The sequence below is a fragment of the Pantoea sp. SGAir0175 genome (genome assembly GCF_043547855.1).
The window spans coordinates 2,367,443-2,380,558 of sequence record NZ_CP028081.1 but is presented as its reverse complement, the minus strand read 5'-3'; the positions used below and the strand labels follow the sequence as shown (position 1 = coordinate 2,380,558).

14 protein-coding genes are annotated in these 13,116 nt (G+C 57.4%); 5 read left to right on the top strand and 9 right to left on the bottom strand.

From position 1 onward, the window contains the following. Nucleotides 1–22: 22 nt before the first annotated feature. From cho to C1N56_RS11005, 3 genes are all read right to left on the bottom strand, one after another. Entirely contained in the window at nucleotides 23–883 is an 861-nt protein-coding gene (gene cho / locus C1N56_RS11015; RefSeq protein WP_058757668.1) for an excinuclease Cho, read from the bottom strand. Nucleotides 884–994: 111 nt separating this feature from the next. Beyond that, nucleotides 995–1,822, bottom strand: coding sequence for an ammonia-dependent NAD(+) synthetase (nadE, locus tag C1N56_RS11010; RefSeq protein WP_021506261.1), 828 nt, complete (start codon nucleotides 1,820–1,822; stop codon nucleotides 995–997). A 117-nt stretch (nucleotides 1,823–1,939) separates the two neighbouring features. Further along, complete coding sequence (locus C1N56_RS11005; RefSeq protein ID WP_058769686.1) at nucleotides 1,940–3,130, bottom strand: multidrug effflux MFS transporter; 1,191 nt, start codon at nucleotides 3,128–3,130, stop codon at nucleotides 1,940–1,942. A 192-nt stretch (nucleotides 3,131–3,322) separates the two neighbouring features. On the opposite strand from C1N56_RS11005, the gene osmE reads away from it, so the two are divergent. Continuing rightward, nucleotides 3,323–3,658, top strand: a complete 336-nt coding sequence (gene osmE, locus C1N56_RS11000; RefSeq protein WP_021506259.1) for an osmotically-inducible lipoprotein OsmE — start codon at nucleotides 3,323–3,325, stop codon at nucleotides 3,656–3,658. 54 nt (nucleotides 3,659–3,712) lie between these two features. Here the strand turns inward: osmE and C1N56_RS10995 are convergent, their stop codons facing one another. From C1N56_RS10995 to hxpB, 4 genes are all read right to left on the bottom strand, one after another. Then, entirely contained in the window at nucleotides 3,713–4,099 is a 387-nt protein-coding gene (locus C1N56_RS10995; protein WP_031279187.1) for a DUF6515 family protein, read from the bottom strand. A 196-nt stretch (nucleotides 4,100–4,295) separates the two neighbouring features. Continuing rightward, complete coding sequence (locus C1N56_RS10990) at nucleotides 4,296–5,687, bottom strand: L-cystine transporter (RefSeq protein ID WP_136545922.1); 1,392 nt, start codon at nucleotides 5,685–5,687, stop codon at nucleotides 4,296–4,298. Between the two features lie 186 nt (nucleotides 5,688–5,873). Continuing rightward, nucleotides 5,874–6,461: a metal-dependent hydrolase gene (locus C1N56_RS10985; protein ID WP_104186796.1), complete on the bottom strand. Its 588-nt coding sequence runs from the start codon at nucleotides 6,459–6,461 to the stop codon at nucleotides 5,874–5,876. A 201-nt stretch (nucleotides 6,462–6,662) separates the two neighbouring features. Next, complete coding sequence (gene hxpB / locus C1N56_RS10980) at nucleotides 6,663–7,331, bottom strand: hexitol phosphatase HxpB (protein ID WP_394516655.1); 669 nt, start codon at nucleotides 7,329–7,331, stop codon at nucleotides 6,663–6,665. Between the two features lie 144 nt (nucleotides 7,332–7,475). Between hxpB and C1N56_RS10975 the strand changes: the two genes are divergently transcribed. Further along, nucleotides 7,476–8,012 carry a YniB family protein gene (locus C1N56_RS10975; RefSeq protein ID WP_394516654.1) on the top strand — a complete coding sequence of 179 codons (537 nt, stop codon included), beginning with the start codon at nucleotides 7,476–7,478 and terminating at the stop codon, nucleotides 8,010–8,012. A 4-nt stretch (nucleotides 8,013–8,016) separates the two neighbouring features. On the opposite strand, the gene C1N56_RS10970 is transcribed toward C1N56_RS10975, so the two are convergent. Beyond that, nucleotides 8,017–8,910, bottom strand: a complete 894-nt coding sequence (locus C1N56_RS10970; protein ID WP_058757671.1) for a fructosamine kinase family protein — start codon at nucleotides 8,908–8,910, stop codon at nucleotides 8,017–8,019. Between the two features lie 90 nt (nucleotides 8,911–9,000). Further along, complete coding sequence (gene ghoS / locus C1N56_RS10965; RefSeq protein ID WP_058757672.1) at nucleotides 9,001–9,291, bottom strand: type V toxin-antitoxin system endoribonuclease antitoxin GhoS; 291 nt, start codon at nucleotides 9,289–9,291, stop codon at nucleotides 9,001–9,003. Nucleotides 9,292–9,623: 332 nt separating this feature from the next. On the opposite strand from ghoS, the gene C1N56_RS10960 reads away from it, so the two are divergent. From C1N56_RS10960 to infC, 3 genes are all read left to right on the top strand, one after another. Then, nucleotides 9,624–10,385: a DUF481 domain-containing protein gene (locus C1N56_RS10960; protein ID WP_260641362.1), complete on the top strand. Its 762-nt coding sequence runs from the start codon at nucleotides 9,624–9,626 to the stop codon at nucleotides 10,383–10,385. A gap of 246 nt (nucleotides 10,386–10,631) precedes the next feature. Beyond that, nucleotides 10,632–12,560, top strand: coding sequence for a threonine--tRNA ligase (thrS, locus tag C1N56_RS10955; protein ID WP_021506250.1), 1,929 nt, complete (start codon nucleotides 10,632–10,634; stop codon nucleotides 12,558–12,560). A 4-nt stretch (nucleotides 12,561–12,564) separates the two neighbouring features. After that, a complete protein-coding gene (gene infC / locus C1N56_RS10950) occupies nucleotides 12,565–13,107 on the top strand; it encodes a translation initiation factor IF-3 (protein ID WP_058757673.1) in 543 nt (180 codons plus the stop codon). The last annotated feature ends 9 nt before the right edge of the window (nucleotides 13,108–13,116 follow it).

Here is a 13,116-nt window from a genome sequence, read left to right as displayed (position 1 = left end):
GGGCAGCGTCGGCGGTTTTGCGTTACAGCTCAATCAGCGGATAAACACCGGACAGCAGCGGTCGGCAGAGAATTTTGTAGCCGTCATGGTCGAAGCCGTGACGCGCACGCTGCAGCTGACGCGCTTCCTGCTCACTGCTGACCGATCCCAGCCAGAACCAGTGATCGATGACGTGAATCTGCGTCATCTCCGTCCCGCGCTCCACCATACCCACCGGGCCCTGCCACGGCCAGCATACCACGCGCAGCTGCTCCAGCCCTGCCAGCAGGCGCTGCTGATGCGCCGCCAGCGGTTCCGCCCCGCAGCAGGCACCGGCACAGCGTTTAAGCGCCGCGCGGAAACAGCCGCGCCCCGGTTGCAGGCGCTCTAATCCCAGCAGGCCGTGACACAGGCGCAGCTCATCGGCGAGGCTTTTCAGCTTCTCTAAGGCGGCAAAGCGGCTGCGGAATAACCCGTACAGGTCAGGCGAGGAGGAGAAATCGAGATCGCGCGCGTACACCACCTGCGGTGCGCCGTCGCCCAGCTGCAGCGAGCACAGCTGGCGGTTTTTGCGCAGGCGCTTATTGAACAGCGGCTGCTGCGTTTTGATCATCTGCGCTTCGAGCAGCTGTGCGCCCACGTCCCCGGCGGTGGGGATCCAGCTGACGCGCCGCGCCTGGCGCAGCATACTGGCTTCATCCGCCGTGCGAAAATGGGCCATCACCCGGCTGCGCAGGTTGATACTCTTGCCGATGTACAGCGGCAGGTTGTCGTTATCACCGTGGAAAGTGTAAACGCCTGGCTGATTAGGCAAGCCTTCCAGCCACTGACGCAGATGTTCGGGATATTGATAGATAGCCGCCGCATCAAATTCGAGGCGATGGCGGTTTGCTCGTCTGACCAAAGAACGCTCCGCTTACTGGTTGTGCATACAGTATATCAGTGTGCGCGTTTTCTCGCCAGCGGGGACGTGAAGAGGCTGGCTTCCCGCCGGGGGAGCGGGAAGCCGCAGGGATTACTTCTTCCAGAAGTCGTCGAATACGGTGATCGGCGGACGACGTTTATGCTCGGTTTTGGTATACCAGCCTTCAATGATTTTCGCCGCGTCGGCGTCGATGGTTTTACCTTCGAGGAAATCATCAATCTGCTGATAGGTCACGCCCAGCGCCACTTCATCCTGCAGACCGGGACGATCGTCCTCCAGATCGGCGGTGGGGTGCTTGAGATAGAGGTGTTCCGGGCAGCCGAGCGCTTTCAGCAGCTGTTTGCCCTGGCCCTTGTTGAGGCGGAAAATCGGGTTAATGTCGCTGCCGCCGTCGCCGTACTTGGTAAAGAAGCCGGTCACTGCTTCTGCGGCGTGATCGGTGCCGACCACGACGCCTTTGGTCATGCCGGCAATGCTGTACTGGGCTTTCATGCGTTCGCGCGCTTTCTCGTTGCCGCGCACAAAATCCGACAGGGCAATGCCCGCCTCCTGCAGTGCGCGCTCGCTGGCCAGTACCGCTTCTTTGATGTTGACCACCAGCGTGCGATCCGGCTGGATAAAGGCCAGCGCATCCTGACAATCCTGCTCGTCAGCCTGTACGCCATACGGCAGGCGCACGGCGATAAAGCTGTAGTCGTGATCGCCGGTCTCTTCACGCAGTTCAGTAATGGCAGTCTGCGCCAGCTTGCCGGTCAGCGTTGAGTCCTGACCGCCGCTGATGCCGAGCACCAGGGTTTTGATAAACGGATGGGCTTTCAGATAGGACTTCAGAAAATCGACGCTGACGCGGATCTCCTGCTGCGGGTCGATAACCGGTTTAACACCCAGGGCCTGAATGATTTCCTGCTGCAGTGACATGAACCTCTCCTCAAGTCGGTAGCCTGACGGCACAATGCGAATCATGTGCTAAAGCTAACGCCTCCGCAGAAAAACAACAAGCCGAACGGCTTGTTGCCCGGTGTTTCTGTTGGCAATTCAGGCGCTTTTTGGTTTCTGCGCCAGCAGCATGAACATCACGATGGCCAGCATAAAGCAGCCAAAGATGGTGGCCGTCATGCTGATTACCGAGGTGCCGCCAAGGCCGGTGATCGGTACGCTGAGCGCGCCGAGCGAGAACATCGCAACACCGATTACTGCCGAGGCGCTGCCGGCGCGGTGGCCCTGGCTCTGCATCGCCAGCGATGACGCGGTGGTGGCGATCACACCGTTACTGGCGATGGTGAAGAACAGCGCCACCAGCACCAGCGGCAGCGGCGCGCCGCTCACGCCGGCCAGCAGCAGGCAGCTGGAGGCGACAAACGCCAGCGTCAGGCCGCCCTTCAGCACGCGATATTCGCCCCACAGCGGACAGAGCCGGGCGCTGGTCTGGGAAGCAATCACCAGGCCAATACCGTTCGCCGCAAAGCACAAGCTGAATGCCTGCGGTGACAGGCCGTAAATCTGCTGCAGTACAAACGGCGAGGCGCCGATATAAGCAAACATGCCGGACATCATGAAGCCCTGCGTCAGGCAGAAGCCCATAAACGGCCGGTGGGTGATGACCTGGCCGAGCGCCGCCCAGGCGGAGAGGATCGATCCCTGGCTACGGCGTTCGGCCGGCAGGGTTTCGCGCAGCTTCCAGCGCGCCAGCAGAATCAGCAGCACGGCAATCGCGCCCAGCACTACAAAGATGCCGCGCCAGTTCAGCACCGTCATCAGCGCACCGCCCAGCACCGGCGCACCAATCGGCGCCAGGCCATTCACCAGCATCAGCAGGGCAAAAAAGCGCGTCAGCTCATGGCCGCTATACATATCGCGGGCAATGGCACGCGACAGCACCGCGCCGCCGGCACCGGCCAGCCCTTCAAACAGGCGCGCCACCAGCAGAGCGTGAATATCCTTCGCCAGCGCACAGCCAATTGAGGCGATGAACAGCAGCGCCAGCGACAGCAGCAGCGGACGAATACGTCCAAACTTATCGCTCATCGGACCAAACAGCAGCTGTCCGGCGCCCAGCCCCAGCAGACCGGCGGTCAGACTTAGCTGGGCGGTGGCGGTTTCGCTACCGAGGTCGCGCGCCAGTTCAGGCAGGGCAGGCAGATAGAGATCGATACAAAGCGGCCCGAGCGCGGCGAGCAGGCCGAGCGTGATGGCATAAACCAGCCGGTTAGGGTGTGCAGGTGTCATTGATCCTCTGTGTTATTTTTGGCTTTAAGATGTATCTTGCGCCGCGATTATACGGAGCCGGTGACGGCAACACAGCATCTTTACGTAATCCTGACGCTTGAGAACTGACCGAAAGCACCGCCATTGAGTTGATAAATCTGGAATTATGTTCCAGGCTTAGTGGGACATGGACAAAGTATGAGGAACAACAAGATGAATAAAGTGCTGGGATGTATCGCTGCCGCTATGACGCTGGCAGCCCTGTCTGGTTGTACAACTTACGATCGTGCGGAAAGCTACGTGACTAAGCCTGTGGTGAAGGATGTGAAAAAAGGCATGACGCGTGAACAGGTGCGCCAGATTGCCGGACCGGCGTCAACCGAGATCACCATGGTTCACGCACGGGGTACCTGCCAGACCTACGTGATTGGTGAGCGTGATGGCAAACAGCAGACTTACTTTGTGAGCTATAACGACACCGGTCGCGTCATGAACTACGGCTTCCAGAGCTGTAAGGATTACGATACCGATCCGCAAGCCGCGCAGTAACGGCAGCAGAATAACAAACGGCCCGTCTCAGACGGGCCGTTTTTCTTTGTGCGCTTACAGCCCATACGGCCGCGGCACCTCAATGTAGCTGCCGCTGATCTCGCGCTGATAGTAGTGACCATCCTGCACGTAATAGCGTTTGCCATTGTAATCCAGAACACGCATGGCGCTGGCCGGTGGGCCATCCGGTGGCTGGACCACCACGTAGGTGTCGCCCTGCCGCTGGTAGTAGCTACCGTTCAGCAGGTAGTAGGTCAGTCCGCCAATCAGCACGGCGGTCGCGGCTTCCGGCAGAAAACGCAGCGGTCCGGGATGGCCCCAGCGGGGTCCCGGACCACCCCAGTGCGGGCCAGGGCCCGGACCCCAGCCATACGGATGAGCAAAACTTACGGTTGGCGCTATCAGGGTTAACGCCAGCATTGAGGCGATAACGTTTCTCATGAGGGTTCTCCTGCGGTAACTCCCCGCAGCATTCGCCTTTCAGCGCGCAAACTCAAGCAAAAAACCGTCGATTTTGCCTCCGTTTACCATGCTTAACGTTTTCCTGACGTTAGCGCCATGATTGCGGAAAAAAGTGCAGAAAACGGCAAAAAAAACGGCAGGCTTTGCGGCCTGCCGTTACGGGAAAACGGGTTAATTAGCGGTGCGCCAGTTCCGCGTGTTCGTCGCTCTCCAGCACTTTTTTGTCGGTCATACCCAGCCAGCGGCTGGTCAGTGAACCGGCGGTCATCGAGCCGTTAACGTTGAGCGCGGTACGGCCCATATCAATCAGCGGTTCGATGGAGATCAGCAATGCCACCAGCGTGACCGGCAGTCCCATCGCCGGCAGGACGATCAGCGCGGCAAAGGTCGCGCCGCCACCGACGCCCGCCACACCGGCTGAGCTCAGCGTGACAATACCGACCAGCGTGGCGATCCATACCGGGTCAAACGGGTTGATGCCCACGGTCGGCGCTACCATCACCGCCAGCATGGTGGGATAGAGGCCGGCACAGCCGTTCTGGCCGATGGTCGCGCCAAACGAGGCCGAGAAGCTGGCGATGGATTCCGGTACGCCCAGACGACGCGTCTGTGTCTCCACGTTCAGCGGAATACTGGCGGCGCTGGAACGGCTGGTGAAGGCAAAGGTAATCACCGGCCAGACTTTACGGAAGAAGCGCAGCGGGTTGATGCCGTTGATTGACAGCAGCAGCGCGTGAACGCCAAACATGATCGCGAGGCCGAGATACGAGGCCACCACAAAGCCGCCCAGCTTGATGATGTCCTGCAGGTTGGAACCGGCAACCACTTTGGTCATCAGCGCCAGCACGCCGTACGGCGTCAGCTTCATGATCAGACGGACCAGCTTCATCACCCAGGATTGCAGGGTGTCAATCGCTACCAGCACGCGCTCGCCTTTGGCTTTGTCATCTTTCAGCAGCTGCAGCGCCGCCACGCCGAGGAACGCGGCGAAAATCACTACGCTGATGATCGACGTTGGATTGGCACCGGCCAGATCGGCAAACGGGTTTTTCGGGATAAAGGAGAGCAGCAGCTGCGGCGTACTGAGATCCGCGACTTTACCAACGTAGTTGCTCTGAATGGCGCTCAGACGCGCGGTTTCCTGCGCGCCCTGTACCAGTCCCTCGGCGCTGAGGTGGAACAGGCCGGTCACCAGCACGCCCACCAGCGCGGAAATGGCGGTGGTAAACAGCAGCACGCCGATGGTCAGCACGCTGATTTTGCCCAGCGACGAGGCGTTATGCAGCCGCGCCACGGCACTGAGGATTGAGGCAAACACCAGTGGCATGACAATCATCTGCAGCAGCTGAACATAACCGTTGCCGACGATGTTAAACCAGCCAATCGACTCTTTCACCACCGGGCTGTTTTCGCCATAAATGGCCTGCAGTGCCAGGCCAAAGATCACCCCCAGCACCAGGCCGGTCAGCACACGCTTCGACAGGCTCCAGTTCTGGTTGCCGACGCGGTTTAACGCAATCAGCAGCGCGACAAATGCCACGATATTGATGATCAGAGGAATATTCATTGTTAACTCCTGAAGGTCGCCACGCGATCGCGCCGCGTAACCGAAAATAGCAGAGGGATCCTCTGTAACTGTCGCGGCATGGTACCAGTTGGCCCTGCGGGAACAATATATCTAAATCGTCTGGGTTATAACTAAATGGAATTTAAGGCGATTATTTCAGCAATTGCTGGCAGAAGGAAAAACACATCAGCGCGTACTGCCGTTCACCAGCCGGCCAATGCCGTTCTGCAGATTGTTGAACAGCTGCTCCGGCCAGCCGTTAGCGCCAAACGACGGCATACCGGGCGGAAACCACAGCGCATAGCCCACCAGAGCGAGGCACAGCGCGCGCTCCAGTTGATTACCTTGCTGGCTGTTGAGGATAGGCAGGCGAAAGCGCCAGCGGCACGGCCACAGCAACGGCACGCCGGCGGGCGTCAGCATATCGGCGACAATGTGGCTCAGATAGCCGAGCGTCATGCCCTGCAGGACATCCGCTGGCAGGAACCAGTCAGCCGGCACGTTAATCTGAAACAGCCACAGGCTGACCGCCACCGCCAGCAGGCTATGGGTAAAGCCGCGATGGCCAAAAGCGCGGGCTATTGGCTGCGACAGCCACTTTAGCCGCTGGCCCAGCACCGATTTAGGGTGATCGATATCCGGCAGCAGGCAAGTCAGCAGCGCAGCCGGCACCAGATGCCACCAGTCGGCACTGGTCATCACCGGCGTCAGTTCGGCGCGTTTGGCAAATATCGCACTGGCGATGGCAAAAATGATATGGCCTTCGGCCGTCATGATGGAACCTGGCTGCAAAAACTGTCGATGCATCCAGTATAGGGATTTATCCAGTAAATGAGAACGGTGACGCTGTAACGAAGAGTGAATTTTTTGCTGACCCGCGCCTGAAAAAAGCGCGGGAAATTAACGGTCTGGCTTACTTCTGCACCTGGCAACCGGGCGAAACCTCAGCCAGGCGTAACGCGCGATGCACACCGATCAGTTAAACAGATGTTCCGCCCGTAGCTGCGTCAGGTTTTCCAGTTGCATATTGGCCAGTGCCCAGCGCGCATCGTGGCGATGTTCGGCGGCAGGCACCACGATGGAACGCATACGCGCGGCTTTGCTGGCGATCATGCCGTTGAACGAGTCTTCCAGCGCCACGCAGTTGAGCGGATCAACCCCCAGCTTTGCCGCAGCATCCAGATACACCTGCGGGTGCGGTTTGCTGTAAGGCAGCGCTTCAGCCGAGGCGAGGGCGCTAAAGTAGTGACGTAAATTGAACATCTCCAGCACGCGTTCCAGCATCGCCAGCGGAGAAGCCGAGGCCAGCGCAATCGCCAGTCCCTGTTGCTGACACAGCTGCAGCGCCTGCTCTACGCCAGGCAACAGCGGCCGCGTCTCTTCAACCAGCGCCAGCGCGCGGGCAATAATGCGCTGAGTGACTTCGGCCTGATCCGGCCCGTTCCACGGCAGCGCTTCGTACCACATGCGCACGGTTTGATCGATGCGCAGGCCGAGCGTATCCGGCAGCTCGTGGCGGCGGCTAATATCCACATTCAGGCTGGCAAACACCTCCAGCTCGGCGCGATCCCATAGCGGTTCAGAATCAATCAGTAAGCCATCCATATCAAAGATAGCGGCCAGCACAGGGCGACGATAGGTCATACAACAGCTCCATTGACAGTTTGCCCTACCTTAACATGGGCGGCGGCGAAAACCGACTTACGGCAGGTTACGCATTTTTCAGGAAAATTTGCTGTAGTGCAGGTAGACTTAGGGCAAAACTACTGTTTGTGAAGGGAAGACACCATGACGTATCAACAGGCTGGCCGCATCGCCATCCTCAAGCGAGTGGCTGGCTGGGTGATTTTTATTCCGGCGCTGTTATCCACCCTTATCTCCATCTTAGGCTTCATGTTTAAACACAGCGAAAAGCAGCCCGGCATCGACGCCGTGATGCTCGACTTCGTGCATGTGATGGTGGATATGATTAAGTTCAACACGCCGTTTCTCAATGTGTTCTGGGACAATTCGCCGGTACCGGAATTCAACGGCGGGGCCAATATTGGCTTCTGGCTGATCTATATCCTGATATTCGTGGGCATCGCTTTGCAGGCCTCGGGCGCACGCATGTGGCGTCAGGCGCGCCATATCAAAGAAGGCATTGAAGACCAGATGATTTTGGAACAGGCGAAGGGCAGCGAAGGGCGCACGCGGGCGCAGCTGGAAGAGAAAATCCATGTGCCGCGCCACACCATTTTGCTGCAGATTTTTCCGCTGTACATTCTACCGGTGATCATCGCCGTGGCCGGTTACTTCGTGTTGAAACTGCTCGGTATGCTGTAAAGCGTCAGGCCGGTCTGACCTGGCGCTGGCCCAGCGCATCCTCCTCCAGCAACTGGCCGATAGCGAACTGCGCTTCGCCGGCCCAGTTGCCGCCAAAGACGTTGGCGCGGTTGAGCAGATAGTAGAGCTGATACACCGGCTGACGCTGCGAGAAGCCTTCCGGCAACGGCCACACCGCATGATACCCTTCGTAAATCTGGCGCGGCAGATCGGCGTAATAGCTGAGCATCGCCAGGTCGCATTCGCGATCGCCCCAGTAGCAGGCGGGATCGAACAGCCACGGCCCGCTGGCGCTGCCGGCGCAGTTGGCTGGCCACAAATCACCATGCAGTAACGACGGTTGCGGATGGTGATTAGCGAGGCTGCGCTGCACGCAATCCACGATCAACTCCATGTCACCGTAGTGCACGCCTTTCTCCGCCGCCAGCTGCAGCTGCCAGCCGATGCGCTGTTCGGCGAAAAACACCGACCATTTGCGTAACCAGCTGTTGGGTTGCGGCGTGGTGGTAATATTGTTGTCGAAGTCGAGACCAAACTGCGGTTGCTCGCTCCACTGATGCAGATGGGCCAGCTGCTGGCCGAGCTGGAATGCGCTTTGGGCGTCGAGTGGCTGCGGGGGAATGTATTCCAGCAGCAGAAAGCTGGTGTCACGATCGTTACCGACGCCGTAGACCTTCGGCACGCGCACCGTGTGGGTACGCGCCAGCAGATCAAGCTGGTCGGCTTCCCAGCTGAACAGCGTCAGCATGTCGCGCGTGTTGCATTTGACGAACACCTCCAGCTCACCGTAGCGCAGGCGCCACGCCGGATGAATATCGCCACCGGGCAACTCATGACGTTCGGTGATTTCGGCATCGCCGGCGTACTCGCTTAACAGACGACTAATGGCTGACCACATCGGGTAATCCTCTTTATTCGCTGCGTAAGGTCGATTGTAACGCGCAAAACTTGCACGACTCCAGCGGCAATGCGCAATTTGCGGATTGCGTCAGGCTTGCGCTTTGAGAAACGCCTCCAGCGTGGTGACATCAGCGTCCGGCTGCTGATCAAGCGCCACTGCCGCCAGCCCGGCGGCGTGTTCCGCCAGCGCCTGCTCCTCCAGCGCACTGACAATGCCAAAGCTGTTGGTGCCCAGCTCGTGCGGATGGCCGTCCGCATCGTGTAACGTGGTGCTGTAACCGCCGTTAACCATCGCGCTATTCAGCGCCTGCAGATCGCCAAGACCCCTTTCCTGATAACGGAAGGTGACAACGTAACGCTTAAGATCATGATCGCTCATCTTTTCACCTCATTGTTATCGAACAGATTTCAGCGTAGACCAGCGCCTGCGATAGAGCGAATTCTGCACAATCGCCCGGCGGCGCACAGCGTAAAGTCCTGTCAGGGTCGGCAGAAAATTCTTGTAGCATTTAAGCTGTTATTTGGTTATTTGCCGCCTATAATGCGCGCCGGAAATGGGAAGATTCCCAATCCACACGCGGCGCCAGCGCAAAACCTGGCGATTCTGGTGCTTTCATACTTTTTTACAAAACTTACCGTAAATTGCATTGATTGCCCGGGAAAATTCTCCAGACTCATCTCTTTTTCAACTGTCGTACGGGTTACCTTTTAATGAAAGCCTTCAATAAGCTGTCCGCTGTTTTGTTGCTCTCCGCCGGAGCATTTTGTCACCAGGCCTTTGCAGATAACGCTGTCTTCACCTCAATGGATGACCCTTCTACGGCAAAAAAACCGTTTGAAGGCACCGCGTCAGCCGGTTATCTGGCACAGACCGGCAACACCACCAGCTCATCGCTGACCGCGTCAACCAGCATGACCTGGTATCAGACCTCAACGGCGTACAGCCTGTGGGGTAACGCCGCGAATACCTCATCCAACGATGAGCGCTCGTCGGAAACCTATAACATCGGTGGCCGTAGCCGTTACAACCTCAACAGCGCTGACTACCTGTTCGGTCAGGCGAGCTGGCTGAGCGACCGCCTGAACGGTTATGATTCACGCGATGTCCTGACCGCCGGTTACGGTCGTCAGATCCTCAACGGTCCGGTGCACTCGCTGCGTGCTGAATTCGGTCCGGGTGTACGTTACGATGACTTCCACGATGGCGGCCACGAAACCAAAGCACTGGGCTACGGCGCGCTGAGCTATCAGTGGCAGCTGACTGACACCACCAAATTCATCCAGGGTGTGTCGGTGCTGAGCAGCTTTGGTGAAGACACCACGCTGAACTCCGAAACCGCACTGCAGGTGGCGATCAACGACCACTTCGCACTGAAACTGGGCTACAACGTTACCTGGAATAACAATCCGCCAGCCTCTGCGCCAGACCGTACCGACACCAAAACCACGGTCCAGCTCTCTTACGCGATGTAAACCAGAGCGCATTGTTACACCGTCGCCCGGCCTGTGCCGCGCGGCGGTTTTTTTTGATCTCTCTTTGGCTTAGCGCATTTCTTCGCGGGTTTTGCTCACTGCGGAAAGCTGTTATCATCGTTGCCGCTTTACGCGCCTGGCGTCATTCCGACAGTGTGGGTCTGACATCGCGCCAGGTTAACCAAACAAAACTCAGTGTTGCATGTAGGCTTTCGTGTGGCTTACCACTGCAATTAAGGATATGAAATGCCAGTAATTACTCTTCCTGATGGCAGCCAGCGCGTATTTGACCGTCCGGTCAGCGTGATGGACATTGCGCTGGATATCGGTCCGGGTCTGGCGAAAGCCTGCATTGCCGGTCGCGTCAATGGCGAACTGGTGGATGCGGTTGATCCGATCACCAGCGATGCGCAGGTCGCTATCATCACCGCGAAAGATGAAGCCGGTCTGGAAATTATTCGTCACTCCTGTGCGCACCTGTTAGGGCATGCGATCAAACAGCTGTGGCCGAATACCAAAATGGCCATCGGTCCGGTTATCGATAACGGCTTCTATTATGATGTCGATCTCGACCATACGCTGACCCAGGAAGATCTTGAGCTGCTGGAAAAGCGCATGCACCAGCTGGCTGAGACCAATTACGACGTTGTGAAGAAGAAGGTGAGCTGGCAGGAAGCGCGTGACGTGTTTGCCGCGCGGGGCGAGAGCTACAAAACCACTATTCTCGACGAAAACATCAGCCATGACGATCGTCCTGGCCTGTATCACCATGAAGAATACATCGACATGTGCCGCGGTCCGCACGTGCCGAATATGCGTTTCTGCCATCATTTTAAACTGCAGAAAATCTCCGGAGCCTACTGGCGCGGCAACAGCGACAACAAAATGCTGCAGCGTATTTACGGTACGGCCTGGGCAGATAAGAAACAGCTGGCGGCGTATCTGCAGCGTCTGGAAGAGGCCGCGAAGCGCGATCACCGTAAAATCGGTAAGCAGCTCGATCTCTACCACATGCAGGAAGAAGCACCGGGCATGGTGTTCTGGCACAACGACGGCTGGACCATCTTCCGCGAGCTGGAAGTGTTTGTGCGCACCAAGCTGAAAGAGTACGACTACCAGGAAGTGAAAGGTCCGTTCATGATGGACCGCGTGCTGTGGGAAAAAACCGGGCACTGGGACAACTACAAAGAAGCGATGTTCACCACCTCTTCCGAGAACCGTGAATACTGCATCAAACCGATGAACTGTCCGGGTCACGTGCAGATCTTTAACCAGGGTCTGAAATCGTACCGCGACCTGCCGCTGCGTATGGCGGAGTTCGGTAGCTGTCACCGTAACGAACCGTCAGGTGCGCTGCACGGTCTGATGCGCGTGCGCGGCTTTACCCAGGATGATGCCCACATCTTCTGTACTGAAGATCAGGTGCGTGATGAAGTGAACAGCTGCATCCGCATGGTCTATGACATGTACAGCACCTTCGGTTTTGAAAAAATCGTGGTGAAACTGTCGACGCGCCCAGAGAAGCGCATTGGCAGCGATGAGATGTGGGATCGTGCCGAAGTGGACCTCGCCGAAGCGCTGAAAGAGAACAACATTCCGTTCGAATATCAGCCGGGTGAAGGCGCCTTCTACGGCCCGAAAATTGAGTTTACGCTGCACGATTGTCTCGACCGCGCCTGGCAGTGCGGCACCGTTCAGCTAGACTTCTCCCTGCCGAAACGTCTGGACGCCACCTACGTGGGCGAAACCAACGATCGTCAGACGCCAGTGATGATTCACCGTGCGATTCTGGGTTCGATGGAGCGCTTCATCGGGATTCTGACCGAAGAATTCGCTGGTTTCTTCCCGAGCTGGCTGGCGCCGGTACAGGCAGTGGTGATGAATATCACCGACGGCCAGGCAGAATATGTCAGTGAATTGACAAAGAAATTGCAGAATGCTGGCATTCGTGTCAAAGCAGACTTGAGAAACGAGAAGATAGGCTTTAAAATCCGCGAGCACACATTACGTCGCGTCCCTTACATGCTGGTCTGCGGTGAGAAAGAGGTTGAAGCAGGCAAGGTTGCCGTGCGCACCCGCCGTGGTAAAGACCTCGGGAGCATGGACGTAGATGTGTTTGTTGAGAAGCTGCAACAAGAGATTCGCAGCCGACATCTTCACCAATTAGAGGAATAAGGTTATTAAAGGCGGAAAACGAGTACAACCGACGCGTCCGAACCGTATCAACGGCGAAATCCGTGCCACCGAAGTGCGCTTAACTGGCGTAGACGGCGAGCAACTTGGCATTGTCTCACTGCGCGAAGCGATTGAGAAAGCAGAAGAAGCTGGCGTAGATTTAGTTGAAATTAGCCCGAACGCCGAACCGCCGGTTTGCCGCATTATGGATTACGGCAAGTTCCTTTATGAAAAGAGCAAATCTTCTAAGGAACAGAAGAAGAAGCAAAAAGTTATCCAGGTCAAGGAAATCAAATTCCGTCCTGGTACCGATGAAGGCGACTATCAGGTAAAACTCCGCAGCCTGATTCGTTTTCTGGAAGAGGGCGATAAAGCCAAAATCACGCTGCGTTTCCGTGGTCGTGAGATGGCGCACCAACAGATCGGTATGGAAGTGCTTAACCGCGTGAAAGAAGATCTGAATGAACTGGCAGTGGTCGAATCCTTCCCGACGAAGATCGAAGGCCGCCAGATGATTATGGTGCTCGCACCTAAGAAGAAACAGTAGGCTTTCAAG

What these genes read in the sequence shown, in the direction of transcription:
- osmE (WP_021506259.1), top strand. Translation starts at nt 3,323, where the DNA reads ATGAATAAAGTGCTGGGATGTATCGCTGCCGCTATGACGCTGGCAGCC.
- nadE (WP_021506261.1), bottom strand. Translation starts at nt 1,822, where the DNA reads ATGTCACTGCAGCAGGAAATCATTCAGGCCCTGGGTGTTAAACCGGTT.
- C1N56_RS10995 (WP_031279187.1), bottom strand. Translation starts at nt 4,099, where the DNA reads ATGAGAAACGTTATCGCCTCAATGCTGGCGTTAACCCTGATAGCGCCA.
- thrS (WP_021506250.1), top strand. Translation starts at nt 10,632, where the DNA reads ATGCCAGTAATTACTCTTCCTGATGGCAGCCAGCGCGTATTTGACCGT.
- ghoS (WP_058757672.1), bottom strand. Translation starts at nt 9,291, where the DNA reads ATGAGCGATCATGATCTTAAGCGTTACGTTGTCACCTTCCGTTATCAG.
- C1N56_RS10960 (WP_260641362.1), top strand. Translation starts at nt 9,624, where the DNA reads ATGAAAGCCTTCAATAAGCTGTCCGCTGTTTTGTTGCTCTCCGCCGGA.
- C1N56_RS11005 (WP_058769686.1), bottom strand. Translation starts at nt 3,130, where the DNA reads ATGACACCTGCACACCCTAACCGGCTGGTTTATGCCATCACGCTCGGC.
- C1N56_RS10990 (WP_136545922.1), bottom strand. Translation starts at nt 5,687, where the DNA reads ATGAATATTCCTCTGATCATCAATATCGTGGCATTTGTCGCGCTGCTG.
- C1N56_RS10975 (WP_394516654.1), top strand. Translation starts at nt 7,476, where the DNA reads ATGACGTATCAACAGGCTGGCCGCATCGCCATCCTCAAGCGAGTGGCT.
- hxpB (WP_394516655.1), bottom strand. Translation starts at nt 7,331, where the DNA reads ATGACCTATCGTCGCCCTGTGCTGGCCGCTATCTTTGATATGGATGGC.
- C1N56_RS10970 (WP_058757671.1), bottom strand. Translation starts at nt 8,910, where the DNA reads ATGTGGTCAGCCATTAGTCGTCTGTTAAGCGAGTACGCCGGCGATGCC.
- C1N56_RS10985 (WP_104186796.1), bottom strand. Translation starts at nt 6,461, where the DNA reads ATGACGGCCGAAGGCCATATCATTTTTGCCATCGCCAGTGCGATATTT.